The following is a 23,814-nucleotide window of genomic DNA, read 5'->3' as shown; positions in this document are numbered from 1 at the left end:
GCTTCACATTCGCCGGAAGGATCTGCCGGAACAACTTTCACAATGTCACACTCGCGGGCATGAACTCCCTACCGGATGTCGGCGTCATCCGTATCGATCACGTCGGCGTCGCCGTGCCCGACCTGGACGAGGCCATCGCGTTCTACGAGAACACGTTCGGGCTGCGGTGCGCACACCAGGAGGTCAACGAGGAGCAGGGCGTCCGGGAGGCCATGCTCACCGCCGGCGACGACGGCGCCCGGATCCAGCTGCTCGCCCCGCTGCGCCCCGACTCCACGATCGCCGGCTTCCTCGACCGGAAGGGGCCGGGTCTGCAGCAGCTCGCCTACACGGTGCGGGACGTCGAGGCGGCGAGCGCGGCACTGCGGGCCCGTGGTCTCCGTCTCCTCTATGACGAGCCGCGGCGGGGCACCGCGGGATCACGGATCAATTTCGTGCACCCGAAGGACGCGGGCGGCGTACTCGTGGAATTGGTCGAGCCCTTTTGTCAACCTGCGGGTGAAACATCCTGACGCGGCGGCCGGGGGCTGGCAGGATCGGGAGGCGCCTTCCCGTGCTTGATCGGCACGGGTGGTAGCGGTGCCGCAACACGCTGTTCGGGGTGCGTGGCGGACGCCCCCCGAACGGACGGGACGGGGCCGCGGCGAGCGCGTCGAAGGTGATCTTCGCCCGGAATACTCCGGCCCGCACAGTCTTGCGTAGCCCCCTGGGGGGTCTGCCAATATGGCGCAATGCCCCAGCAGCAGGATGCCAATCTCGCCTTCTTCGAAACCGCGAATTCGCAGCACGACTTCACCGTTGTCCTGCGTGGATACGACCGCGGGCAGGTGGACGCCCACCTCGGCCGGCTGATCGCCGCCCTCAACCAGTCCGAGCAGGCCCGCGGCGAGGCCGAGCAGCGCATGAACGACGCGCAGCGCCGGTTGCGGCAGGCCGAGCAGCGGCTCAACGCGCTCGAGCAGAAGCTCGCCGACAGCAACAAGCTGCTGGAGGAGAACAACAGACCGACTCTGTCCGGGCTGGGCACCCGGGTGGAGCAGATCCTGCGGCTGGCCGAGGAGCAGGCGAACGACCACCGCAGCGAGGCCAAGCGGGAGTCCGAGGGCATCCTCTCCGCGGCGCGGCTCGAGGCACGCGAGATCACGGACAAGGCGCGCGCCGAGGCGGCCGCCATGAAGGCGTCGGCCGAGCGCGATGCGGGGCAGGTCCGGACACACGCCGAGCGCGAGGCCGCGGAGGCGCGGGTGCAGGCCCGGCGGGAGGCCGACACCCTGCGCTCCGACGCCGACCGCGAGACCAAGCAGCTGCGCACGGTCACCGCGCACGAGGTCGCCGAGCTCAAGTCGACCGTCGAGCGCGAGGTGGCCTCGCTGCGCGCGACCGCCGAGCGGGAGATCACCCAGCTGCGCGCCAAGGCCTCCCGCGAGGCCGAGGAGAAGCGCGCCGAGGCGACCAAGCTGCTCACCGACGCCCGTGACAAGCGCGACAAGGACCTCCAGTCGCTGGCCCTCGAGGTCGCCGAGCGCCGCGAGAAGTCCGAGCGCGAGGACGCCGAGCGGCACGCCGCCCAGGTGAGCGCCTCCCAGCGGATGGTGGCCGAGGCCGAGGAGCGCGCCCGCGCCGCCGAGGACCGCGCCAAGGAGATCGAGCAGCGCGCGGAGAACAGGCGCCTCGAGGCCGAGCGGCACTCGGTCGAGACGGTGGAGAAGGCCCGCGCCCTCGCGGAGAAGACGGTCACCGAGGCGCGCAGCGAGTCGCAGCGCCTGCTGAGCGAGGCCCGCACCGAGGCCGAGCTGACCACGCAGGCCGCCAAGCGCGAGGTCGAGGACCTCACCCGGCAGAAGGACGCCGTCACCAACCAGCTCGGCCAGATGCTCTCCGGCCTCTCCGGCCTGGTGCCCACGGTCGGCGCCGCGAAGGCCGCCGAGGCGGTCGCCCAGGCGCAGGCCCAGGCTCAGCCGGCCCCGGCTCAGGCCGCTCCGGCGCAGGCCACGGCCGCTCAGCCGGCCGAGGCTCCCGCCCAGCGGGACGCCGCCGCGGCCGGCGGCACCACCGCTGAGCAGCCCGAGGTGGCCGCCAAGAGCAGCTGAGTCATTCGCCACTCGGTCCCCGGTTGCGCCACCCCGGCGGGTGCGCAACGGTTAGAGGACCGGGCCGGCTGTGCGAGATCGTTGTGCGGGCCGTACCGGAGCTCCTCCCGGTACGGCCTGTCTGCTTCCACGCGTAGCCTGAGCGCCGGACAAGTGGCGTGGCCGGCCGGTGTGTAACGACACGTCACGGGACGTCGCGTATGTGAGGATGGACAGCATGTCGCACGGCGGGGAAATCTTCGGACTCGGTGGAGAGACGCCACCGGAGCCCAGCTTCGAGACCGCCCTGCGGGGTTACGAGAAGAAACAGGTCGAGCGCTATGTCGCCCGCGCCGAGCAGGAGATCGCGACGCTGATCAGCGAGCGCGACGGGGCCCAGCTGCAGAATCAGGCCATGATGGGCCAGCTCGACCGGCTGCAGCAGGAGCTGGCGCAGGTCCGCCGCAACCCCGCCATCGGCGCCGAGGTCTCCTTCCGCCACCTCGGGCCCAAGGTCGAGGAGATCCTCGCCAAGGCCGAGGAAGTCGCCGCGGACATCAAGAATTCCGCCACCGACGACATCGCCGCCCGCCTCGCCGAGGCCGAGCGCATCCGCGCCGAGGCCGAGGCCCACGCCCACGACGGCATCCGCGACTTCGAGATCGCCCTCGCCGCCCGCCGCGCCGAGGAGGAGAAGGCCGACGCCGCCCGCCGCGCCGCCGCCGAGAAGGCGCTCGCCGCCAGCCGGCAGGCCGCCGAGCAGGTGCGCGCCGAGGCCGACGCGACGCTCACCCGGGCCCGCGCCGAGGCCCAGCAGCTGACCGAGCGCACCGCCCAGGAGACCCAGCGGCTGCGCGCCGAGGCCGACGGCTACGCCAAGTCCACCCGGGTCCAGGCCGACCAGGAGATCAAGGGCCTGCGCGACAAGGCGCAGCAGGAGATCACCCAGCAGCGCGCCGCCGCCGACCGCGAGCACACCCAGCTCAAGGACACCGTCGAGCGCGAGATCGCCCAGCGCCGCAAGGGGGCCGCCGAGGAGCTCGAGCAGCTCCGCACCGGCGTCGAGAAGCAGTGCGCCGACCTGCGCAGCGAGGCCGACAAGTACGCGGAGGAGATCCTGCGCAAGTCGGACGAGCAGGCCACCGCGGTCCGCAAGGAGATAGCCGCCCAGCAGGACAAGATCGCCGGCGCCGCCCGCGACCTCGAGGTCGCCCAGGCCAAGGTCGCCGAGGCGGAGCAGAAGGCCGCCGAGGCCGGCAGCCGCGCCCAGGCCGCCGAGCAGGAGGCCCAGCAGGTCCAGGCCCGGCTCGCCGAGGTCAAGCGCGAGCTCGAGGCCGAGCTCAAGCGGGTCGAGGAGGCCAAGCGGGCCGGCCAGGCCGCCGAGCGCCACGCCGCCGACGTCCGCCGCCAGGTCCAGAAGGAAGCCAAGCGCGTCGCCGAACTGGCCGCCGCCGCCGTCCTCGCCGCCGCCGCATCCCCGGACGACGACGACATGGACTCCACGCCGCCCGCACCGGGCGCGGCACCCGCCACGCCGGCTGCCGTCGTCGCCCCGGCTGCCGTCGCTGCCTCGGCCGCGGGCTCGGCGCCGGTCACCCCGGCCGGCTCCGCGTCGGTCGGATCGGCATCGGTCCCGGCCGGCGCTTCGGTCGGTGGCTCTCCGGCCGGCGGGTCCCCGGTGGGCGGCTCCTCGGTGAGCGGATCCTCGGTGGGCGGGTCCTCCGCTGGCGTTGCCTCCGGTTCGGAGGCGCCGACGGCCACGGGCACGGCGACCGTCGCGCCGCAGACCGCGTCGCCGATCACCTCCCTCGACAAGAACACCGACAAGGAGGGGGCGCCGTCCAAGGTGACCGCTTCCGCCAAGGTGACGGCCCGGCCCGCGAGCCGCGTGGGCGCCGACGCCGAGTAAGCCGACGCCGAAATCAGCGCTCAGGGCCGGCCGGTTCCGGCAGCGCTGGTCCGCTGTCTTCGCGCAGCCCCGGTCTTCACGGACCGGGGCTGCTGCCTTTCCGAGTGGCTTTCGGCGGCACCCGGCGGCGGATGCACGGCAACACCGCGATGGCGGAGTGCACGGCAACAGCGCAGTGGCGAGCGCCCGGCACCACCACGGCGGCGGGCGGTCTGCGGTGGCCGGCGGCTGTCCGGGGGCGGGCGGCTTTCGGTTGCGCCGGGTGGCCCGGGTGGCGGCGGGCCGATAGATTCCCGCCGGGAACGTCGGCTGCCGGACGGTGGCCTGCCCGCTGCCACGGAGGTGTCCGGTGACCGCCGATCAGCCCAGGTCAGGCGCGACGCCCGATGCGAGCGCTTCCGACGAGCCCCCGGTGCCGGCGCCACGCCCCGCGGACGAGCCTTCGAGGCCCGCGCCACCCCCCGCGGACGAGCCTTCGAGGCCCGCGCCACGCTCCGCGGACGAGGCGCCGGCGGCGGCGTCCGAGCCGGGCGGGGAGGCCGTCGTGACGGGACAATTCGGACGGCCGGGACCGCCGCTGAGCCGGCGGAACCCGTTTCTCATCGGGCTGACCGGCGGGCTCGGGGTGATCGTCGCGTACGTCATCTTTCTGGGGATCCGGAACGCCGCGTCGATCCTGGTGCTGATCTTCGTCGCGCTGTTCCTGGCGATCGGGCTCAACCCCGCGGTGCTGCGCCTGCAGAAGTGGCACTTCCCACGCTGGCTGGCCGTCACGGTGGTGGCCCTGACCGTGGTGGCCCTGCTGGGCGGCGGCATCGTCGCGCTCATCCCGCCGGTGATCACCCAGACCGGTCAGCTCGTCGAGAACGTCCCGGGCTTCATCGAGAGCCTGCAGCGCAACGAGACCGTGAACGACCTGGTCCAACGCTACGACCTGCTGACCAAGGTGCAGAACGCCATCAACGCGGGCACCGTCACGAACGCGCTCGGCGGCGTGGTCGGCGGCGCGCGGCTGCTCTTCGGGACGATCTTCAACGTCCTGACCGTGCTGGTGCTCACGATCTATTTCATGGCGTCGTTCGAGCGCATGAAGTCGGCCGCGTACGCCATGGTGCCCGCCTCCCGCCGCACCCGCGTCCGGCTGCTCACCGACGAGATCCTCACCAAGGTCGGCGCGTACATGGTCGGCGCGCTCGCCATCGCCGTCTTCGCCGGGCTGTCGACCTGGGTCTTCGCCGTGATCGTCGGCCTCGCCTACCCCTTCGCCCTGGCCGTCGTCGTCGCCGTCTGCGACCTGATCCCGCAGATCGGCGCGACGCTCGGCGCCGTGATCGTCAGCCTGATCGCCCTGGCCGACTCGATCACGACCGGCATCGCGAGCATCGTGTTCTTCCTCATCTACCAGCAGATCGAGAACTACCTGATCTATCCGAACGTCATGCGCCGCTCGGTCAAGGTCAGCGACGTCGCGGCGATCACGGCCGCGCTGCTGGGCGTGGGCCTCTTCGGCGTACTCGGCGCCTTGGTCGCGATCCCGCTGGTTGCGGCCGTGCAGCTCATCGTGCGCGAGGTCGTGAACCCGAGCATGGAACACAAGTAGGGCGGAAGCTCCGCAGCGGCCGTGTGCGCGGTCCAGGTCACGCGGGCGCTTCACAAACGTGCGGTGCGCGGCCGTGCGAGCCGGCTCAGCGGGCGGTCGTGCGGTCGGCTTCGGGGAGCTCCTGCCAGAGGCGGGCGGCGATGCGGGCGGCGCCCTCGGCACTCCAGCGGCGCACCATCGGGCGCGGGACGTAGCGGCGGAACCAGTCGAGGGCGCGGCGGGCGTCGCGGTCCAGGGTGTCGGGGACGGGCCCGCGATCGTACGGCCGCAGCCCCCGCACCTGGCAGTAGAACACCGTGTTGTAGTGCCGCCACTCCCCCGTCGTGGCCGGCGCCCCGCCCGGTCGCAGCCGCTCGACCTCCTCGCCGAGCACCGCCCGCAGCTCGCTGACCCGGGCCAGGGGCTGTCCCGCCGCCCCGGGACCACGGGCGTGCAGCCGGCGCTCGACCATCGGCAGGTCCACGAGCGGGTTCCGCAGCAGCCGTCCCGTGTGGCCGTAGTCACGCAGCGCCCGGCGCACCAGCCGATGGAACTCGCCCTCGTCCACAGTCGCCAGCCGATGCCGTTCCCCGCGGCGGGGCAGCGAGTCGGCGGCCAGGAAGAGCGACTCCCGGTCCCGGCGGAGGCGGTCGGCGGACAGGAACGCGAGCCGGTCGAAGCCCGTCCGCACCAGGCCCGCCGCGCCGGCCACGCTCATGACCACGGCGACGAGCAGAAACTGCAACACCGTGACGATCGCCTGGTACGGGGTGGCGAGCAGCGTGAGGGCGACCGGCCCCGCCACCAACAGGACGGCGGCCACCGCGGCGACCAGGGAGCGGCGCAGGTCCGGCACGAGACGTTCCCCCGCGGCCGCGGCGTCCGCCACGGCGACCAGGAAACCGAGCAGCAGCTGGTCGAGCCCGATCGTCGCCACGAGCAGCACCGAGGAGTCGCTGTCGGGGCGGGCGAGGAAGGTGGCGAGCGCGAGGGCGTACAGGATCGAGGCGCCGGTGAGGGCGACCGGCAGGAGCGGGGGACGTACCTGATCGCGATGGCGCAACAGCAGCACCAGGCCGCCCGCCAGCGGCGCGAGGGCGATCAGCTTGCCGGCGCCGGGCAACAGGACGGTGAGGAGCAGGAACACCGGGACGGCGAGGTGCCAGCCCACGTTGACCGGCCGCCGCTCGGCGCTCCCCAGCGGCAGCAGCGCGGCGGTCACCCCGGACCAGAGCAGCGCCGGGGCGCAGAGCAGCACCGCGGTCGCCGCCGACTCCGGGGCCATGGTCCAGGACACGACCCCGGCGGCGTACGCCATCAGGGCCGCCGCCGCCCGCAGCAGCACCGCCCGCGTGGGATCGCGCCCGATCAGGTACGCCCCCAGCCACCAGCAGACGGCGAAGACGGGAACGGCGACCGCGGGCACGCTCCGAGTCAACCAAACTGATGGGTCGTCCCGACACCCGCCGCCGCCCGGCGTTCCCGCTTGCGCCGCGAACGCCGCCTGAAGACCCACACCGCCGCCAGCACGAGCACGATCAACCCCACCAGCACGAGTACGGGCAACATGATCGCGAGCACCGACAGCACGACGCTGCTGAAGTCCTCCGCGGTGCTCGCCACCGGGGCACCGACGCCGCCCGTCGTGGCGTTCACCACCGGCCGGGACGCCGCTTTCACCCCGTGCACGCAGAGCGCGATGAGGATGCCCGCCGCGACCGGCACCCACTGGTGCGACCCGAAGAACGATCCGGGATCCTGCACGGTCACCGTCTGGGAGGACGATCCGGCGCCGAAGACGATGCCGCCGGCCGTCGGGCGTACGACGGTCTGCACCAGGTCGTTGACGTGATCCACCACGGGCACCTTGTCGGCCACGACCTCGACGGCCAGCAGCACGGCGAAGATGCCGATGACCCAGCCGTTCGCGAGCCACTGGGAGCCGGTGGGCAGGTCGATCAGGTCGGTGTAACGGGCCAGCAGGCCCATCGTGAGCAGCGGGATGTAGGCATTCAGCCCGGCCGACGCGGCCAGGCCCGTTCCGGTGAGCGCTTCGAGCACGATCCCAGGATCGCACTGCCGCGCACGTCCCGCCTGTCCGCGTTGGTTACTCTCGTCCGGTGCGTCTGGTCATCGCGAAATGCTCCGTGGACTATGTCGGCCGGCTCTCCGCCCACTTGCCCCCGGCCACCCGGCTGCTCATGGTCAAGGCGGACGGGTCGGTGTCCATCCATGCCGACGACCGTGCCTACAAGCCGCTCAACTGGATGAGCCCGCCCTGCAAGCTGCAGGAGGCCCCGGGCGTCTGGAAGGTGGTCAACAAGGCCGGCGAGGAGCTGCGCATCACCCTGGAGGAGATCTTCCAGGACACCTCGTACGACCTGGGCGTCGACCCGGGCCTCGTCAAGGACGGCGTGGAAGCCCACCTCCAGGAGCTGCTCGCCGCCCGCCCGGAGACCTTCGGCGAGGGCCACACCCTGGTCCGCCGCGAGTTCATGACCGCCATCGGCCCGGTCGACCTGCTCCTCAAGGACGCCCGGGGCGCCTCGGTCGCCGTCGAGGTCAAGCGCCGCGGCGAGATCGACGGCGTCGAGCAGCTGACCCGTTACCTCGAGCTGATGAACCGCGACCCGCTCCTTGCCCCCGTCCAGGGAGTCTTCGCCGCCCAGGAGATCAAGCCGCAGGCCCGCGTCCTGGCCGCCGACCGCGGCATCCGCTGCGTCGTCGTCGACTACGACAAGCTCCGCGGCATGGGCAAGGACGAGCTGACCCTCTTCTGATCTTGTGCAAGGGTGGGTCGATGAGCGATGTCGATGCGGCCGAGGAATGGCTGGACTCGTGGGTGGCCCGGGTGGATGCGAGCGCGGTCCGCGCGGTCGAGCTGTCCCGCCGCGTCGCCGCGCTGACCGGTTCGGCGCGCAGCGATGACGGCCTGCTGAGGGTCGGTGTCGGCTCGGCCGGGCAGTTGGAGCGCCTCGACATCGACGACCGGGCGACCGAGCGCCGGACCGGCACCGAGCTGAGCCGCGAGATCATGACACTGGTCCGCCGGGCGCAGGCCGACCTGGCGGCGCAGGTGGCGGACCAGGTCGGACGCACGGTCGGCGCCGACACCGAGACCGGACGCGCGGTCGTGAACTCATACGCCACGCGATTCCCGGCCGAGCGCGGCGGCCCCGATGAGCGGTGACGCCATGGAGCTGCCCTCGGACGCCGTCCTCGGCCACGCGCGGAGCGTCGACCGCATCGCCGACGACGTGCAGCAGGCCCGGGCGGCAGTGCGCGAGGTGAGCATGGGCACCCAGGCCTACGGGCAGCTGTGCCAGTTTCTGCCTGCCCTGCTCAGCCCGCTCTTCTCGCTGGCGGCCGGCAGCCTCCACGACACCGAGGACGCCCTGCGGGAGACATCGCTGAAGCTGCGCGCCGTCGCCCGCGAGACCACGCAAACCGACGACGCCGCCGCCGCGCACACGATCACCTCGACGTACGGATGAGCACCAACCCGCTGATCGCGCAGAGTCACGACTCGACGACCTGGTACACCGGGCTGGGCCTGGTCGAAGACGCCGCCGACATCACCAGCGGCATCCGCGACAACAGCTGGGTCGACGGCACGCTGGGCGGCGTCGGCGGCTCCCTGGACATGCTCTCGCTGGCTGTCGACCCCCTCGGCACCCTGGTCTCCTGGGGCGTCTCCTGGCTGATGGAGCACGTCCAGCCGCTCAAGGAAGCCCTCGACTGGCTGGCCGGCAACGCCGACGAGGTCGCCGCACACGCAGCCACCTGGTCCAACGTCGCCGCCTTCACCGCACAGGCCCGCCAGCAGTACGCCGACCGCCTCGCCGCCGAGGTCTCCGGCTGGTTCGGCGCGTCGGGCGACGCGTACCGTGCGCATGCCGCCCTGCACATGCAGGTCCTCGATGGTCTCGCCAAGGCCGCCGAAGGCATCTCGTACGCCGTCGAAGGCGCCGGCCTGCTGGTCGGCCTGGTCCGCGGCATCGTCCGCGACCTGATCGCCGAGTTCGTCGGCACCCTCGCCGCCCGGCTCCCACAGTGGCTGGCCGAAGAAGGCCTCACCCTCGGCCTCGCCACTCCGGTCGTCATCGGCCAGGTCGCCACCCTGGTCGCCAAGTGGGCCGACCGCATCCAGCACTTCGTGCGCGCTCTGCTCAACAGCCTCCGCCGGCTGGCGCCCAAGCTCGACCAACTCTCCGACATCTTCGCCAAACTGAGCAAGCGCAACCACGACCTCGCCCGAGCCGACCCGGCCACGCCCACCGCCGGCCCTGCCGCCCCGAGCGAGTTCCGTGCCGATTTCCCGCGCGGCTCCGACTTCGTGGATCCCTATGACGAGGGCTTCACCGACCGCGCCGCCGACGCCTACCGTCGCATCCGGGTCAGCCCGGAGGACACACCCCTGGCGGCTGCGAACACCGGCATAGACCCCCGCATCATCGAAGGCATGCGGCAGAACCTGTTTGTCGAGCAGCACGACGTCGCCTTCGGCCCAGATCAGGTGGTCAGGGGATACTTCACACCGAACGACCGCATAGCCGCACTGTGGGACGGCGCGACGCGGGGCACCCTTGAACCGGACGACGTTGCGGCGTTCCGCATGCTCGCCGCGCACGAGTATGTCGAGAGCAAGCTGATGGAGGCCGGAATCCCCTACAAGTCGTCTCACCCCGATGCCTACGACGAAGACGGCATCTGGCTCATCAGCCGTGAGCATCCCAGCGCACACGGGCTCGCACCCCGGGAGGGAAATCCCTCGGCACCACTGGCGCATTGGGCCGGCTACGGCATCGACGGCACCGGGATACGGCTGGCCGACGACCTGTCGAACCTCGATTATGTCGTGGCGGCAGCTCTGCGAGGATTGGAACGATGACACCTGAGGAATCCGTTGCGGCGACGGCGGCGCGGCTGACCGCTCTCGACTGGCAGCAGCTGGACTATCGCAGTTGGTCCAAGGGCAAGCTGATGGTCGAATACTTGAGACGCGCCGCTCAGTGGTCGCGCGCCTACGGATGCGACACCCCGGTCCCTTTCTATGACATCGCCGCATGTGTGAATCCCGGCGTCCGCGCCGATCAACACCTGATCGACGAAGTGTTGGCCCAGGTGCGTAAGGGTGGCTGGCACGTCAAGCAGGTGACGCCCTGGATCCTGCATTGGGCGGCTCTGCGTCCCACCCTCGGCGACAAGTTGCCCCATGGCCTCGAGGACCCCTTCGAGCCGCTGCTTCAGATGTTCGAGCGCGGCGGTGGTTTCCAGACCGAGCACGGCTTCATCGAGATCGACAACGTCTCGGTGCCGATGCGCGGCTGGCTCAGCCGGGCCGAACGACCGCCGACCGCGGGTCTTGACCACACTTCGCTGGACGAGATCGACAGGGCCTCCTCGCTCAAGTACTTCGGCTATGTCATGGGGCCCGGCGACTGAGCAAACGACCGCTGCCGAACCCGGCGGCGCCGGACCATCGCGCGGACTTCGCCGCGAGCAGAAGGCCTCAACGCCGAGGGTCGGCTTACGGTTGCCGGGCCGGCGGATCACGGGGAATGCAGGCTGGTGATGACCGTCGTTCGCATGGCCACCTGGCGGGACCGGGCCGACGAGCCGCCGATGCCCGGCTTGGCCCGGGAGCCCCTGGACGAGATCGACCGGGAGGGTTCGCTCGCGCAGTTCGGCCGCGTCCTCGGGCCCGACGACTGACAGACCACGCCGATCGGGACGAGGCCGATCGGGCGGCGTCTCTCCAGCGTTTCGACCATGTCACGGGTCCGGCGGCTGCTGTCGGAAGCTCCGAGGTCACGGCGAACGCAGACCGGTGACCAGCGTTGCCGCGCCCGCGGTGGCGAGGACCGCGATTCCCGCGAAGACCGGCCGCAGGAGGCTGCCCACCGCAAGGCCGGCGCCGTTCGTTGCTGTGAGCAGCCCGAGCAGCCCGGCGTCGCCGTCGTGGCTACAGCGCCGTCAGTCGCCGGGCTGGGGGACGGGGGTGTCGGCGAAGGCGGCGACCGTGCGGTCGGCGTACGCGTTCATGTCGCCGAAGGTCATCTCGCCGTCCCATTCCTGGGGCAGCGGCGTGGCGACGCCCGGGGCGACCCGGCTGACGATTTCGTCGAGGATGCGCTCGGAGTGGCCGACCCACAGGTGCTTGCCGCCCGGGATGCCGACCACCTCGGCGTGCGGGATCGCGGCGAAGCGCTCCTCCGCCTCGGCCGGGCGCAGATAGTCGTCGAACTCCGGGATGAGGGCGGTCAGCGGCTTGCCGTCCGTGGCCCAGGCCGACAGGTGGGCGGGCTGGGAGAAGCGGAGGGGCGGCGACAGCAGGATCGCACCCTGGACGGCGGGGTCGAGGCCGTGCATCAGGGTCAGGTCGGTGCCGAAGGACCAGCCGAGGAGCCAGATGTTCGGGAGGTCGGCGAACTCGGCGTACTCGATGGCGGCGGCCACGTCGAACTTCTCGTCGGCGCCGGCGGAGAAGGTGCCGGTGCTGGTGCCTCGGACGCTGGAGGTGCCGCGGGTGTTGAAGCGGAGGACCGCGACGCCGGCGAGGGCGGGGAGGCGCCAGGCCGCCTTGCGGAAGACGTGGCTGTCCATCATGCCGCCGTGGGTGGGCAGCGGGTGGAGGCACACCAGGGTGGCCACCGGGTCGCGGCCGAGCGGGCGGGCCAGCTCGCCGACCAGGGTCTGGCCGTCGGCGGTGTGCAGGTCGATGTCCTCGCGGTGCGCGGGGAGGACGGAGTTCGCGCGGATGCGTTGAGCCACGCCCTAATACTCACCCATAGCGCGGCGCGTTGCGGGAGCGCTCCACCGCGGGGCCGCGCCGGTCGCGGGCGCGCCAGCAGCCGGTGTGCCAGTGGCGGCGGTCGGTCTCGTCGCCGCGCTCGTCGGCCGGCCACGCCACGATGTGCGCCACGCCGGGGCGGATCTCCTGCATGCACCCCGGGCACCTGTACGTCTTCACGGCCGCCCCGCCGAAGATCGACCGCACCATCCACTCGCCGTCCTGGTACTGCTGGACGCCGCCGATGCCCCGCCGGACGCGGTCGTCGGCGAGATCGGCCGGAGGCTCGGACGACTGACCGCGCGTCTTGGGGCGGTTCCGGCGAGGGCTCACGAATCAAGCGTACGTGTGCGGCGCGGCACGGCTAATGCGACATAGACTCACGTTCATGACGGACACCCGTACGCCCGGTATGCCCGTGTTCGAGGGCGGTTTCCTGCTCTCCACCAGCCCCGCGACCGGCGCCGAGGCCGGCCGGGTGCCCGTCGCCGACGAGGCCGCCGTGGCAACAGCCGTCCGCAACGGCGCAGACGCCCAGCAGTGGTGGGCGGCGCTCGGCTTCGACGGTCGCCGCACCAGGTTGCTGCGCTGGCGCGCCCTGCTGGCCGAGCGCCTCGACGAGCTGGCGGAGCTCAGCCGAGCCGAGACCGGCAAGCCCCTGGCCGATGCGATCGTCGAGATCGTGGCCGCGATCGAGCACCTCGACTGGGGTGCCCGCAACGCCCGCCGGGTGCTCGGGCCCCGCAAGGTCAGGTCGCGGCTGCTGGTGGCCGAGCACGCCGCGCATCTCGAATACCTGCCGTTCGGCGTGGTCGGCGTCATCAGCCCGTGGAACTATCCGGTGCTCGTGCCGATGGGCCCGATCAGCGGCGCGCTGGCGGCCGGCAACGCCGTGGTGTTCAAGCCGAGCGAGTACACGCCGGTGATCGGCCAGTGGCTCGCCGACACGTTCGCCGAGGTGGTGCCCGAGCAGCCGGTGCTGCAGGCCGTGCACGGCGACGCCGCCACGGGCGCCGCGCTGTGCCGGGCCGGGGTGGGCAAGCTCGCGTTCACCGGGTCCACGGCGACGGCGAAGAAGATCATGGCGACGTGCGCCGAGACGCTGACGCCGGTGGTGCTGGAGGCCGGCGGCAAGGACGCGCTGATCGTGGACGCCGACGCGGACATCGAGGCGGCGGCCGAGGCGGCGGTGTGGGGCTCGATGACCAACGCCGGGCAGACCTGCATCGGCATCGAGCGGGCGTACGTGGTCGCGCCGGTCTTCGACGCCTTCGTCGGCGCGGTGACGGAGAAGGCCGGGCGGCTGCGGGTCGGCGAGGAGATCGGGCCGATGACGATGCCCGCACAGCTCGACGTGGTGCGCCGGCACATCGAGGACGCCCTGGCCAGTGGCGGCGAGGCGGTGGTGGGCGGGGCCGGCGCCGTGCGGGCGCCGAGCGTCGCTCCGACCGTACTCGTCAATGTGCCGGACCACTCCGCCGCCGTGCGCGAGGAGACCTTCGGGCCCACGCTCACCATCACGAAGGTCGCGGACGCGGACGAGGCCCTGACCAAGGTCAACAGCGGCCCGTACGGCCTCGGCGGCGCCGTCTTCGGCAAACGCCACGCGATCCGGATCGCCCGGCGCATGCGCGCGGGCATGGTGTCGGTCAACTCGACGCTCGGCTTCGTCGGCATGGCCACGCTCCCGTTCGGCGGGCTCGGCGACTCGGGCTTCGGGCGCGTGCACGGGGAGGACGGCCTGCGCGAGTTCTCCGTACCCAAGGCGGTCACCGTGCGGCGCGGGCCCTCCGCGCTGCCGGCGATGACCTTCGAGCGCACCCCCGCTCAGGTGCGGCGCATCGTCAAGGTGGTCAAGCTCCTGTACGCGCGCCGCCCGTGATCAGCCTTGCTAAGTTCTGAAGCCGTGGAAGCGATCGCGGTCCGTGACCTGGCAGTGAGCTACGGCTCCACCGCCGTCATCACGGGGCTGGACCTGACCGTGCCCGCCGGCACGGGCGTCTGCATCACGGGTGAGAACGGCATCGGCAAGTCCACCCTGCTGCGCTGCGTCGCCGGCCTGCAGCGCCCGGACGAGGGCGAGATCGAGGTCTTCGGCGGCCCGCCCGGCGCGACCCCCGAGTTCTGGCGGGCCGTGTCGACCACCGTGGAGCCGCCGACCTGGTACCCGGGACTGACCGTCCGCGAGCACGCCGAGCTGGTCTGCCGCGCCCACGGGGTGCACGCCGACGACGCCGGGGCGGACGAGGCCCTCGAGCGCCTCGGCATCGCGGCGCAGGCCGACGCCGTCCCGGCGTCCATGTCGTCCGGCCAGAAGCAGCGCCTCACGCTCGCCCTCGCCTTCCTGCGCCCGAGCCGGCTGCTGATCCTCGACGAGCCGGAGCAGCGCCTCGACCCCGAGGGCCGGGAGACGGTCGCCGCCCTCATCGCCGAATACCTCGCGGACGGCGGCAGCCTCCTCATGGCCAGTCACGACGACGCCTTCACCGCGGCCTCCGGAGCCTCGGGCGTGAGCATGGCCGCGCGGTGACCACGCTGGTCAGCGCGGGCGAGGTACGCCGCTGGATCGGCCGCACCCAGCGCGCGCACTCCAGCCGCGGGGAGATCGCCGGCAACTGGTACTTCGCCGTCCTCTTCGTCGCGATCGTCGGCGGCATGCTCCACAAGCAGCTCGCCGTCGTCTTCTGGCCGGATCACCCCAACGCCTCGCGCCTGGCCGGCGTCTCCCTGATCCTGACCATGCTCGGCGGTCTCTTCCTGGGGCTGCGCCGCTTCGGCCCGCTGGCGATCAGCCGTCCCGCCGCGTCGTGGCTGCTCACCGCCCCGATGAGCCGCCGCGCGCTGTTACTGCCCGGCCTCGGCTCGGCCCTCGCGGTGGCCGCCCTGACCGGGGCGCTGGCCGCGCTCGCCGTCGAGGGTCACGTCCTGGCCCGCCCGCTTGTCGAACAAGCGGTGCTGCTGCCGCTGGTGGGCGCCCTCGCCGCCGCGACGCTGCTGTTCGTCGCCCTTGCCGCGCAGGCGGACCGCTGGTGGTCGCCGTGGTGCGACCGCCTCGCCGCGCTGGTCCTGGCCGCGGGCCTGGCCGGCCTGGTCGCCGACTCGGCCGTCGCCGCGCCCCTCGCGCCGCCCGGGTGGCCCCGGCCCGGGTGGGTGGTCACGGCCGCGGGTGCGCTCGCGGTGATCGTCCTGGCCGGCTTCCTGATCGCGGTACGCAACCTCGCCCGCACCCCCAACGACCGCATCCTCGAATCGGCGCGCACCGCGGGCACCCTGTGGGACTCCGCGTACGCGGTCGAGCCCTCCTTCGTCTCCGACATGGTCGAACGCCGCTACTGGGCCCGCCGCCACCTGCGCTCCCGCCGCCTGAGCAGCCGCGTCCCCGTACTCGTGGCCCAGGATCTCCGCATGCTCCGCCGCCGCCCGGTCCGCCTGCTCTGGCTCGCGGGCGGCGCCGCCCTCCCCGCCCTGGTCACCACCGCCCCGCGCCTGGTGCTGGCCGCCGCCGTCCTGCTCGGCGGCCTCTTCGCGGGCAGCGTCACCACCGCCACCCTGCGCACCGACACCGGCAACCCGTTCATGCTCCGCATGCTGGGCCTCGATTCCCGCACGGCGATCCTGCAGCGCGCCGCGGTCCCGGTCGCCCTCGCCACCTGCTGGTACGCCCTCAGCCTCGGCCTTCTCCAGCTCCTCGGCGACCTCCCGCCGGGCCCCTGGTGGCTCCTCGGCGTGGCCGTCGGCCCGGTCGGCGGCGTCGCGGCGGTCCGCAAGGCCCGCGCCGGCTTCGTCGACAACGGCTCGCTGCCCTTCGACACCCCGATGGGCTCGGTCTCCACCGGCCCGCTGGTCGCCGCGCTGGCCGGCGTCGACATGCTCCTCCTCGGCGTCCCCGCCCTGGTCCTGATCGCCCAGAACCAGCCCCTCACCTGGACCGCGATCCTCGTCCAAGCCGTCCTCACCGCCGCGGGCTGCCGCCTCTACCTGACCGCCACCACCGCCCAGGACCGAGTCGAGCTCGCCTGAGTTCCGTCGTCGCCGGCTGAGGCAGGTCAGCTGAGGCGCCGCGCCGGCCACCGCGCGAGGTCCGCTTCGAGGAGCGCCGGGTCGCGCGCCGGCGGGATCTCGTCGAGGATCTCGAGGCGGGTGATGCGCTCGATCCGGAAGCCGCGGATCGCGTCTCGGAGCCGGCACCAGCCCGTGAGCAGCCAGGAGCCGTCCGCGCGGAGCAGTCCCATCGTCTCGACGTCGCGGACCGTGCCGGTGGCGCCGTCTTCCCCCAGGTAGGCGAGCCGCACCACGCGCCGGGCGGCGATCACGTCGGCGAGCATGCCGAGCGGCACCGCGTCGTCCGCCGGGGCGACGGCGTCGATGACCCGCATCGCGCCGAGCGTCTCCTGCACCGGCACGCGATGCTCCTCCGCCATGACGGCGGCGATCTTGGCGCGGGCGCGGCGGGCGGCTCCCTGGTACGGCGAGGAATCGAGGAGGGCGAGCCCGGCAAGCACGGCCAGCGACTCGGTGGCGGACAGGTTCAGCGGGGGCAGCGAGTACTCCCGGAGGATCGAGTAGCCGCCCGCCGCCCCGTGATCGGCGTAGATGGGGACCCCGGCAATCTGGAGCGAGCTGATGTCGCGTTCGATGGTGCGTGCGGACACCCCGAACTCGCCGGCGAGCCGAGCGGCGGACCAGGGCCGGCGTGCCCCGCGGAGCAGGTCGACCAGGGCGTACTGGCGCTCGGCTCGCTTCACGCCTCGAGTCTGGCAGAGGCGGGCGTCCGCATGCTCCGCTGCCCGCCGACGGACCAGACCCGCCGGATCCGGCCGTCCCCGGCGAAGTCGAACACGTCGACGCCGCCCGCGCGGTGGCCGTCCGCGTCGACGTCCCACAGCAACCGGCCGTGCTCGCCGTCGATGGCATCGGCGACCCGCGTGAAGACGACGCCCGGGTTCTGCCCGTGCCACCAGCCGAGATACTTCGCGAAGTCCTCGGCGGTGCGGATGTCGTCCGCGGGGGTCGACCCGTCGCGTTCGGTGACGGCGAAGTGGATCCGGAAGTCGTCGGCGCAGATCTGCCGCGCGAGGTCGCCGTCGGTGTTCCACATCGTCAGCCACAGGTCGAGCGCGTGCCGGGCGGTGGAGATTGTCTCGATCATGCCGCCACTCTCGGCCGCCGCCGCGACACCGGTATGTCGGTGTTCCCAGGGACACCGACGGGTTACCGGGCCGTATCGCGGATCGGCGACACGCGCCGGTTAATCGCCTCGAATAGCCCAAACTGGCTAATATCTCCCAATCTGGACTCCCGGGGGGACAAGTGCCTAGCCACCGCAACGCGCTGGTAGCCGTGGTCCGGCAGGAGCTGGCCGAGGCGCGCGGCACCGCGCGGGCCGTGCTCGCCGCCGCCGAGTCGGCCCGTGGTGAGGCGCAGCGCAGGAAGCGGCTGATCCGGGAGGCCTACTCGACCTGCCTGGCCCAGCTCGCCGAGGCGCGGGAAGCGGCCCGGCAGGACATTCTGCGCCGTACGCAGTCCGAGGCCGCCACGCTGACCCGCAACGTCGAGTCGATCGCGGCGCTGTCGGCGCCCGGTGCGGCCGGGACGTCGTGGCGCTACTGGACGCCGACCGAGCCGGAGCGGGTCGGGCGGCCGGGGCTGCTGCGGATCGGCACCGTCGCGTACGAGGCCGGCGAGGAGCGCACCAAGCTGCCCGCGCTGGTGCCGTTCCTCGACCACGCGCACGTCAACGTCACGGGCGATCAGCAGGACGCCGACGGGGTGATCTCCGGGTTGCTGCTGCGGGCGCTCGGCACGACCCGGCCCGGGGACGTCAGACTCAGCGTGTACGACCCGGAGCGCCTCGGGGGCACCCTCGCCGGCTTCGCGCCGCTCACCACGAGCAAGCTGCTCACGTTCGTGTCGCCGGGCGGGCTCAGCGCGACCCTGGACGAGCTGGTCGAGCACATCTGCCGGGTCAACGAGACCGTACTGGCCGGCGAGTACTCGTCGCTGGCCGAGCTGACCGCCGCCACGCCCGGCCCGCGGCCCGAGCCCTGGCGGGTGCTGGTGCTGCTGCTGGACAAGGCGGAGCTCAAGGAGCGCGAGCAGCTCGAACGGATCGCCCGCACCGGCGTGGCGTGCGGGGTGCACCTGGTCGTCCGGGGGCTGGAGCTGCCGCCGCATCCGACGGTCGAGCGGATCGTCGCCGCGGACGGCAGGGCAACGTGCGACATCACGGGCGAGATGACCGTACGGCTGGATGATCCGCCCCCGCCGGAGAAGATCGCCGCCTTCTGCCGGACCACCGCCGAGCGGCTGCGCGAGGGTCCGCCGCCGGCGCGGTTCACGGATCTCGAGCCCGAGACGCTGTGGTCCCAGTCGTCGGCGGCCGGGCTGCTCGCGCCGATCGGGGACAGCACGGACGGGTCGCTGGTGCCGGTGCCGCTCGGCGACGACCCGCCGCACGCGCTGATCGGCGGCCCGTCGGGCTCGGGCAAGACCAACCTGATCTACGCGTGGATCGCCTCGCTCGCGGCCCGCTACGGCCCGGACGAGCTCGCGCTCTACCTGCTGGACTTCAAGGAGGGGGTGTCGTTCGCGCGGTTCACTCCCGGTCCGCGCGACCCCAGCTGGCTTCCCCAGGTACGCCTGGCCGGCATCAACGTGAACGGCGACCGCGAGTTCGGGCTCGCCCTCCTGCGGCACCTGGGCGAGGAACTGCGCACGCGCGCCCAGGCCGCCAAGCGCGCCGAGGCGTCGAAGCTGGCCGAGCTGCGGGCCGAGGACCCCACCGGGCACTGGCCGCGGATCGTGGCGATCATCGACGAGTTCCAGGTGCTGCTCGGCGGCCGGGACGCGGTCGCCGACGAGGCCGTCGCCCTGCTCGAGGACCTGGCCCGGCGCGGCCGCTCGCAGGGCATCCACCTGGTGCTCGCCAGCCAGGACATCTCCGGCATCGAGGCGCTGTGGGGCCGCTCCGGCCTCGTCGAACAGTTCACGCTCCGCATCGCCCTGCCCAAGGCCCGCCGCATCCTGGCCGAGACGAACCTGGCCGCCGCCGTGATCCCCCGCTTCCACGCGGTCGTCAACGCCGACTCGGGGGTGGCGGGCGCCAACCGGATCGTGCGCCTGCCGGATGCCGGTGACCGCGCGGCCTGGCGAACCTTGCAGCGCAAGTTGTGGCTCCAGCGGCCGATCGAGTGCGAGCCACCGCGGCTGTTCGACGGTGACGCCGTGCCGCGGCTGCCGGACGCCTACCGGCCGGCCGGGCCCGTGCCCGCCCACGACCCGGCGCAGGTCGGCTCGTCGCCCGGCGCGGTGCTCGGCGAGCGCATCGACGTGGCCGCCCGGCCCGCCCGGCTGCGGCTGGGCCGGATGCCGGGGCGCAACCTCGCGGTCCTGGGCACGCGCACCGACGAGGCCTGCGACATCCTGGCCGCCGCCGCGCTGTCCCTGGCCGCGCAGGGGCCCGCCCGGTTCAGCGTGGCCTGTCTCGACCCGGGCGCCGAGCACGCCGCGGCCCGGCTGGTGGCCGAGCTGCCGCACGCCGACTGGTACGGGCACAGCGAGCTGGCCGAGCTCTTCGCCGCCACGGTGCCCGACGGGATCCCCCACTACGTGCTCGGATACGCGCTGGATGCCGCGGGGGCCGCGTACCGGGAAGGGTTGAAGGCCCTGCTGACCGACGGCCCGGAGCAGCGCACCCACGTCCTCGGCTGGTGGCGCTCGGTGGGGCGGCTCCGCGACAGCCTCGGCGGCATCGGCGCCCGGCTCGACACGATCGGCGCCTGGGTCGCCCTCGACGTGCACGGCGCCGAGCTGAGCCCGCTCTCCCCGCAGCCCGGCGGCCCGGTCTGGTACCCGCGTCGGCGCCGCGCCCTGTTCTTCGACCGCTCGGTGCACCGCAACCCCGAAGTGATCATCCCGTACGAGGTGAACAGTGACCACACGTGATCGCGACTACCAGCTGATGATGTCCGCGCTCGCCGACGTGGCGCGCCGCCGCGACGCCGAGCTGGGCAACGCCGACCAGGCCTACCAGGCCAACGCCGCCCAGGCCGCCGGCGAGCTGGCCCGGGCCGAGGGCGACGCCGCGGCCGCCGACCGCTGGGCCGGTGCCGCCGCCGCGCAGGTGCTCGACGTCGACCGCGAGGCGGCCCGCCTCTGGGACCAGCTGCGCCGCGCGCCGGGCATGCGGGTCCGCGCGCTGGGCGAGGTGCCCGAGCCGATCGCCGCGGAGCTGCTGCCGCAGATGGCCCTGGAACGCTCGCCGGGTTCCGGGGCGCTCGCCCCGGCCCCGCGCCAGTCGGCTCGCACCCTGCTCGCGCGGGCCGCGGAGCGGATCGACATCACGGTACGCCCGGTCGAGCGCCGTTCCCTCCCCCGCTGGGCCCTGCCGCTGCTGCCCCTGCTCGGAGCCCTCGTCGCCGGCTTCACCGGGCTCTTCGCCGCGGGTCTCGTCACGGTCGGCGACTCGTCGCTGCCGGGCAACGCGATCATCCGCGGGCTCGGCTGGCTGGGCTTCCTCGTGGCGCCGTCCGCGGGCGTCCCGGTGGCGGCCCTCTTCGCCCACCGTCGCCTGCACTCCCGCCTCGACATCGGCGGCATCGGCCTGACCCTGCTCGGCGGCATGCTGGCCGCGACGGTGCTCTCGGTGACCTTCGCGGCATCCCGCTGAGCCGCGCCCCGGCCACCGGTCAGTCCGCGGCGACCAGCTCGGCCTCGAAACCCCACGCGTCCTCGAGGTAAGCCGCATAGTGCTGCGTCCCGCCCGCGTGCGGGTGCCGGTCGGCGAACATCAACGACCACCCGTTCGACGCCGCCGCCGCGGTCAGCCGATCGACCTCGGCGCGGCTCGCGACGGTGAACGCCAGATGGTTGAGCCCCGGGGCCAGCCGGTCATGCGTCCCGGAGGAGAGCGCCGGCGACTGCTCCAGCACCACATAGACGGAGCCGTCGCGCCACGAGCGGCCCCGCTCCCACTCCTGGAACGGCTCCCAGCCGAGCTCGGCGAACAGCCACCCCCAGGACCGGACCGCCCCCGCCAGGTCGGGCACCCAGAGCTCGACGTGGTGCAGGCTCACGACGCCGTGCCGCCCGGGACCCACTTGACGTCGCCGTGCGTGCCGTTGGCCGTGCGCGACAGGATGAACAGCAGGTCGGAGAGGCGGTTGAGATATTTGGCCGGCAGGATCGGCGTCCGGTCCGGGTCGGCCTCGACCAGCGCCCAGGCCGAGCGCTCGGCGCGGCGGGCCACGGTGCGGGCGACGTGCAGCAGCGCCGCGCCCGGGGTGCCGCCGGGCAGGACGAAGGAGTCGAGCTTCGGCAGCTCGGCGTTGTACTCGTCGCACCAGCCCTCGAGGCGGGTGACGTAGCTCTCCCTGATCCGCAGCGGCGGGTACTCCGGGTCCTCGGCCAGCGGGTTGCACAGGTCGGCGCCGACGTCGAAGAGATCGTTCTGCACGGCGCTGAGCACGCTGCGCACGTCGGGGGCCAAGGCGCCGAGGGCCAGGGCGACGCCGAGGGCCGCGTTGCACTCGTCGACGTCGGCGTAGGCGCTGATGCGGGGGTCGGTCTTCGGCGCGACCTCGTTGTTGCCCAGCCTGGTGGCGCCGCCGTCGCCGGTGCGGGTGTAGATGCGGGTCAGATGCACGGCCATGGCCCCACCCTACGGAGACCGGCGCGCCCGGGCCACGTCCGGGAGATCACCCTGCCGGGCACGGAAGACAAAGACGTGGGAACCGCCCCCTCCCTCCGAGAGCCACGGGAGCGCGCCCCATACGATGGCCGACGTGGATGTGATCAGGGTCAAGGGTGGCGCGCGTCTTTCCGGCGACGTGTCGGTGGGCGGCGCGAAGAACTCCGCGCTGAAGCTGATGGCGGTCGCGCTGCTCGCCGAGGGGCGCAGCGTCGTGGCGAACGTGCCCCGGATCACCGACATCGCCATCATGGGCGAGGTGCTCCGGCGGCTGGGCTGCGAGGTCACCTTCGCGGGCGACGAGGCGGTCATCGACGTGCCCGCCGAGCCCGGCAGCGAGGCCGACTACGACCTGGTGCGCCGGCTGCGGGCGTCGATCTGCGTGCTCGGGCCGCTGCTCGCGCGCCGGGGTTACGTCCGGGTGGCCCTGCCCGGCGGCGACATGATCGGCTCGCGCGGCCTCGACATGCACGTGTCCGGCCTGGCCCGGCTCGGGGCGAGCATCTCCAACGAGCACGGCTTCGTGATCGCGTCGGCACCCGGCGGCCTGCGGGGCAGCAAGATCTGGCTGGACTTCCCGAGCGTGGGCGCCACCGAGAACATCCTGATGGCCGCCGTCCTCGCCCGCGGCGTCACGGAGATCGACAACGCGGCGCGCGAGCCGGAGATCGTCGACATCTGCCAGATGCTCACGGACATGGGCGCCAAGATCGACGGCGCCGGCACGTCCACGCTCACCATCGAGGGCGTCGACTCGCTGCGGCCCGTGCACCACGCCACGGTCGGCGACCGGATCGTCGGCGGCACCTGGGCGTACGCGACGGCGATGACCCGCGGCGACGTGACGGTCCACGGCGTGCGCCCGGAGTACCTCGAGATCGCGCTCGACAAGCTCGTGTCGGCCGGCGCCGTGGTGGAGCCGGGCGACAACCTCTTCCGGGTCCGCATGGACGACCGCCCGAAGGCCGTCGACATCGTCACGCTGCCCTACCCCGGCTTCGCCACGGACCTCCTGCCGATGGCGATCGGCCTCGCCGCGGTCAGCAAGGGCACCTCGCTGATCACCGAGAACATCTTCGACGGCCGGTTCATGTTCGTGAACGAGATGGTCCGGCTCGGCGCCGACATCCGCACCGACGGCCACCACGCCGTCACCAACGGCCGCGAGCGGCTCTCCGGGGCCCCCGTGCGGGCCACCGACATCCGCGCCGGGGCGGGCCTGGTGATCGCCGGCCTGTGCGCCGAGGGCGTCACCGAGGTCGGCGAGGTGCACCACATCGACCGCGGCTACCCGGACTTCGTGTCGGACCTGGCCAAGCTCGGCGTCGACGTGGAGCGCACCGACGTGCCGGAGCCGACCTTCAACTTCTAGAGAGCAGGCGGGTCGCCTCCTCGGCCTCCTCCGGGAAGACCAGCACGAGGAAGCGGCCGTCGGAGCGGACGGCCGTCGTCGAGCGGATGCCGGCCCGGGCCAGCAGGTCGCGCAGCTCGTCGGCCTGGTCCGGGTCGTCGGTCAGCGCGGCGGGGCAGAGCAGGCCGTAGTCCTCGCTGTGGAAGATGGCCAGACCGGCCCACGGATCCGCGGGCGCCCGGCCGACCGTCTGCCAGCGCCAGAGGATGGCCCCGAGGAAGCCGGTCAGCGCGACGGCGAGGAACGGCCCGAGGAGATACCAGCCGTCGTCAGGTGGCATGGCGTCAGTGTCGCACCGGACGCGAGCCGGATTCAGATCTTCGCCGAAGAAAGCAACTGAGCCTTCGTTCAGTAAGGTGAGTGCG

25 protein-coding genes are annotated in these 23,814 nt (G+C 72.9%); 16 read left to right on the top strand and 9 right to left on the bottom strand.

The features are described from left to right. Positions 1–59 precede the first annotated feature (59 nt). The 4 genes from mce (at position 60) to RBH18_RS00230 (ending at position 5,578) form a co-directional block, all read left to right on the top strand. Positions 60–512, top strand: a complete 453-nt coding sequence (mce, locus tag RBH18_RS00245; protein ID WP_306203732.1) for a methylmalonyl-CoA epimerase — start codon at positions 60–62, stop codon at positions 510–512. A gap of 219 nt (positions 513–731) precedes the next feature. Further along, positions 732–2,090, top strand: a complete 1,359-nt coding sequence (locus RBH18_RS00240) for a DivIVA domain-containing protein (protein WP_306203731.1) — start codon at positions 732–734, stop codon at positions 2,088–2,090. A 217-nt stretch (positions 2,091–2,307) separates the two neighbouring features. Continuing rightward, positions 2,308–3,978, top strand: a complete 1,671-nt coding sequence (locus RBH18_RS00235; RefSeq protein ID WP_306203730.1) for a coiled-coil domain-containing protein — start codon at positions 2,308–2,310, stop codon at positions 3,976–3,978. Positions 3,979–4,327: 349 nt separating this feature from the next. Beyond that, positions 4,328–5,578 carry an AI-2E family transporter gene (locus RBH18_RS00230; RefSeq protein ID WP_372338809.1) on the top strand — a complete coding sequence of 417 codons (1,251 nt, stop codon included), beginning with the start codon at positions 4,328–4,330 and terminating at the stop codon, positions 5,576–5,578. Between the two features lie 85 nt (positions 5,579–5,663). On the opposite strand, the gene RBH18_RS00225 is transcribed toward RBH18_RS00230, so the two are convergent. Continuing rightward, complete coding sequence (locus RBH18_RS00225) at positions 5,664–6,983, bottom strand: hypothetical protein (protein ID WP_306203729.1); 1,320 nt, start codon at positions 6,981–6,983, stop codon at positions 5,664–5,666. Positions 6,984–6,991: 8 nt separating this feature from the next. Continuing rightward, positions 6,992–7,618 carry a DUF4126 domain-containing protein gene (locus tag RBH18_RS00220; protein ID WP_306203728.1) on the bottom strand — a complete coding sequence of 209 codons (627 nt, stop codon included), beginning with the start codon at positions 7,616–7,618 and terminating at the stop codon, positions 6,992–6,994. 59 nt (positions 7,619–7,677) lie between these two features. On the opposite strand from RBH18_RS00220, the gene nucS reads away from it, so the two are divergent. From nucS to RBH18_RS00190, 6 genes are all read left to right on the top strand, one after another. Further along, positions 7,678–8,337, top strand: coding sequence for an endonuclease NucS (nucS, locus tag RBH18_RS00215; protein ID WP_306203727.1), 660 nt, complete (start codon positions 7,678–7,680; stop codon positions 8,335–8,337). 20 nt (positions 8,338–8,357) lie between these two features. Further along, positions 8,358–8,747, top strand: a complete 390-nt coding sequence (locus RBH18_RS00210) for a YbaB/EbfC family nucleoid-associated protein (RefSeq protein WP_306203725.1) — start codon at positions 8,358–8,360, stop codon at positions 8,745–8,747. A 4-nt stretch (positions 8,748–8,751) separates the two neighbouring features. Further along, positions 8,752–9,051, top strand: a complete 300-nt coding sequence (locus RBH18_RS00205) for an ESX-1 secretion-associated protein (protein ID WP_306203723.1) — start codon at positions 8,752–8,754, stop codon at positions 9,049–9,051. Then, positions 9,048–10,448, top strand: coding sequence for a WXG100 family type VII secretion target (locus tag RBH18_RS00200; protein WP_306203722.1), 1,401 nt, complete (start codon positions 9,048–9,050; stop codon positions 10,446–10,448). Before RBH18_RS00205 ends, RBH18_RS00200 begins: the two co-directional genes overlap by 4 nt. Continuing rightward, positions 10,445–11,002 carry a hypothetical protein gene (locus RBH18_RS00195; protein WP_306203721.1) on the top strand — a complete coding sequence of 186 codons (558 nt, stop codon included), beginning with the start codon at positions 10,445–10,447 and terminating at the stop codon, positions 11,000–11,002. The genes RBH18_RS00200 and RBH18_RS00195 overlap by 4 nt, the downstream gene beginning before the upstream one ends. A 129-nt stretch (positions 11,003–11,131) precedes the next feature. Beyond that, complete coding sequence (locus RBH18_RS00190) at positions 11,132–11,272, top strand: hypothetical protein (RefSeq protein ID WP_306203720.1); 141 nt, start codon at positions 11,132–11,134, stop codon at positions 11,270–11,272. Positions 11,273–11,533: 261 nt separating this feature from the next. Here RBH18_RS00190 and RBH18_RS00185 read toward each other — a convergent pair whose 3' ends face one another. Continuing rightward, positions 11,534–12,331, bottom strand: a complete 798-nt coding sequence (locus RBH18_RS00185; RefSeq protein ID WP_306203719.1) for an alpha/beta hydrolase — start codon at positions 12,329–12,331, stop codon at positions 11,534–11,536. 10 nt (positions 12,332–12,341) lie between these two features. Then, the gene (locus tag RBH18_RS00180) at positions 12,342–12,596 is read right to left on the bottom strand and encodes a hypothetical protein (protein WP_306203858.1); all 255 of its coding nucleotides are present in this window, start codon (positions 12,594–12,596) and stop codon (positions 12,342–12,344) included. A gap of 142 nt (positions 12,597–12,738) precedes the next feature. On the opposite strand from RBH18_RS00180, the gene RBH18_RS00175 reads away from it, so the two are divergent. The 3 genes from RBH18_RS00175 to RBH18_RS00165 are packed head-to-tail and all read left to right on the top strand — an operon-like array spanning position 12,739 to position 16,370. After that, positions 12,739–14,232, top strand: coding sequence for an aldehyde dehydrogenase family protein (locus RBH18_RS00175; RefSeq protein WP_306203718.1), 1,494 nt, complete (start codon positions 12,739–12,741; stop codon positions 14,230–14,232). Positions 14,233–14,256: 24 nt separating this feature from the next. Further along, positions 14,257–14,880: an ABC transporter ATP-binding protein gene (locus tag RBH18_RS00170; protein WP_306203717.1), complete on the top strand. Its 624-nt coding sequence runs from the start codon at positions 14,257–14,259 to the stop codon at positions 14,878–14,880. Then, positions 14,877–16,370, top strand: coding sequence for a DUF6297 family protein (locus RBH18_RS00165; protein ID WP_306203716.1), 1,494 nt, complete (start codon positions 14,877–14,879; stop codon positions 16,368–16,370). Before RBH18_RS00170 ends, RBH18_RS00165 begins: the two co-directional genes overlap by 4 nt. Before the next feature lie 26 nt (positions 16,371–16,396). Here RBH18_RS00165 and RBH18_RS00160 read toward each other — a convergent pair whose 3' ends face one another. Further along, positions 16,397–17,095 (bottom strand): helix-turn-helix transcriptional regulator, encoded by a 699-nt coding sequence (locus tag RBH18_RS00160; RefSeq protein ID WP_306203715.1) that lies wholly within the window; start codon positions 17,093–17,095, stop codon positions 16,397–16,399. After that, positions 17,092–17,499, bottom strand: a complete 408-nt coding sequence (locus RBH18_RS00155) for a nuclear transport factor 2 family protein (protein WP_306203714.1) — start codon at positions 17,497–17,499, stop codon at positions 17,092–17,094. Before RBH18_RS00155 ends, RBH18_RS00160 begins: the two co-directional genes overlap by 4 nt. A gap of 161 nt (positions 17,500–17,660) precedes the next feature. On the opposite strand from RBH18_RS00155, the gene RBH18_RS00150 reads away from it, so the two are divergent. Both RBH18_RS00150 and RBH18_RS00145 read left to right on the top strand, forming a co-directional pair. Continuing rightward, positions 17,661–20,294, top strand: coding sequence for an FtsK/SpoIIIE domain-containing protein (locus tag RBH18_RS00150; protein WP_306203713.1), 2,634 nt, complete (start codon positions 17,661–17,663; stop codon positions 20,292–20,294). Continuing rightward, positions 20,281–21,018 (top strand): hypothetical protein, encoded by a 738-nt coding sequence (locus RBH18_RS00145; RefSeq protein ID WP_306203712.1) that lies wholly within the window; start codon positions 20,281–20,283, stop codon positions 21,016–21,018. Before RBH18_RS00150 ends, RBH18_RS00145 begins: the two co-directional genes overlap by 14 nt. A 19-nt stretch (positions 21,019–21,037) precedes the next feature. Here the strand turns inward: RBH18_RS00145 and RBH18_RS00140 are convergent, their stop codons facing one another. Continuing rightward, complete coding sequence (locus tag RBH18_RS00140; RefSeq protein WP_306203710.1) at positions 21,038–21,424, bottom strand: VOC family protein; 387 nt, start codon at positions 21,422–21,424, stop codon at positions 21,038–21,040. After that, complete coding sequence (locus tag RBH18_RS00135; protein ID WP_306203709.1) at positions 21,421–21,999, bottom strand: cob(I)yrinic acid a,c-diamide adenosyltransferase; 579 nt, start codon at positions 21,997–21,999, stop codon at positions 21,421–21,423. Before RBH18_RS00135 ends, RBH18_RS00140 begins: the two co-directional genes overlap by 4 nt. Before the next feature lie 124 nt (positions 22,000–22,123). On the opposite strand from RBH18_RS00135, the gene murA reads away from it, so the two are divergent. Then, complete coding sequence (gene murA, locus RBH18_RS00130) at positions 22,124–23,410, top strand: UDP-N-acetylglucosamine 1-carboxyvinyltransferase (RefSeq protein ID WP_306203708.1); 1,287 nt, start codon at positions 22,124–22,126, stop codon at positions 23,408–23,410. On the opposite strand, the gene RBH18_RS00125 is transcribed toward murA, so the two are convergent. Then, positions 23,400–23,729: a hypothetical protein gene (locus RBH18_RS00125; RefSeq protein ID WP_306203707.1), complete on the bottom strand. Its 330-nt coding sequence runs from the start codon at positions 23,727–23,729 to the stop codon at positions 23,400–23,402. The genes murA and RBH18_RS00125 overlap by 11 nt on opposite strands. Positions 23,730–23,814 lie beyond the last annotated feature (85 nt).

Origin of the sequence: Actinoplanes oryzae (genome assembly GCF_030757795.1) — a bacterium.
GTDB lineage: Bacteria > Actinomycetota > Actinomycetes > Mycobacteriales > Micromonosporaceae > Actinoplanes.
Note: the sequence above shows the minus strand (reverse complement) of the source record. Positions and strands in the feature narration are given on the sequence as shown.

Excerpts from the sequence above, each read along its gene's own strand:
- RBH18_RS00125 (WP_306203707.1), bottom strand. The coding sequence starts at position 23,729 with ATGCCACCTGACGACGGCTGGTATCTCCTCGGGCCGTTCCTCGCCGTC.
- RBH18_RS00195 (WP_306203721.1), top strand. The coding sequence starts at position 10,445 with ATGACACCTGAGGAATCCGTTGCGGCGACGGCGGCGCGGCTGACCGCT.
- RBH18_RS00210 (WP_306203725.1), top strand. The coding sequence starts at position 8,358 with ATGAGCGATGTCGATGCGGCCGAGGAATGGCTGGACTCGTGGGTGGCC.
- RBH18_RS00205 (WP_306203723.1), top strand. The coding sequence starts at position 8,752 with ATGGAGCTGCCCTCGGACGCCGTCCTCGGCCACGCGCGGAGCGTCGAC.
- RBH18_RS00200 (WP_306203722.1), top strand. The coding sequence starts at position 9,048 with ATGAGCACCAACCCGCTGATCGCGCAGAGTCACGACTCGACGACCTGG.
- murA (WP_306203708.1), top strand. The coding sequence starts at position 22,124 with ATGGCCGACGTGGATGTGATCAGGGTCAAGGGTGGCGCGCGTCTTTCC.
- RBH18_RS00175 (WP_306203718.1), top strand. The coding sequence starts at position 12,739 with ATGACGGACACCCGTACGCCCGGTATGCCCGTGTTCGAGGGCGGTTTC.
- RBH18_RS00190 (WP_306203720.1), top strand. The coding sequence starts at position 11,132 with ATGACCGTCGTTCGCATGGCCACCTGGCGGGACCGGGCCGACGAGCCG.
- RBH18_RS00240 (WP_306203731.1), top strand. The coding sequence starts at position 732 with ATGCCCCAGCAGCAGGATGCCAATCTCGCCTTCTTCGAAACCGCGAAT.
- mce (WP_306203732.1), top strand. The coding sequence starts at position 60 with ATGAACTCCCTACCGGATGTCGGCGTCATCCGTATCGATCACGTCGGC.
- RBH18_RS00135 (WP_306203709.1), bottom strand. The coding sequence starts at position 21,999 with ATGGCCGTGCATCTGACCCGCATCTACACCCGCACCGGCGACGGCGGC.
- RBH18_RS00235 (WP_306203730.1), top strand. The coding sequence starts at position 2,308 with ATGTCGCACGGCGGGGAAATCTTCGGACTCGGTGGAGAGACGCCACCG.
- RBH18_RS00155 (WP_306203714.1), bottom strand. The coding sequence starts at position 17,499 with ATGATCGAGACAATCTCCACCGCCCGGCACGCGCTCGACCTGTGGCTG.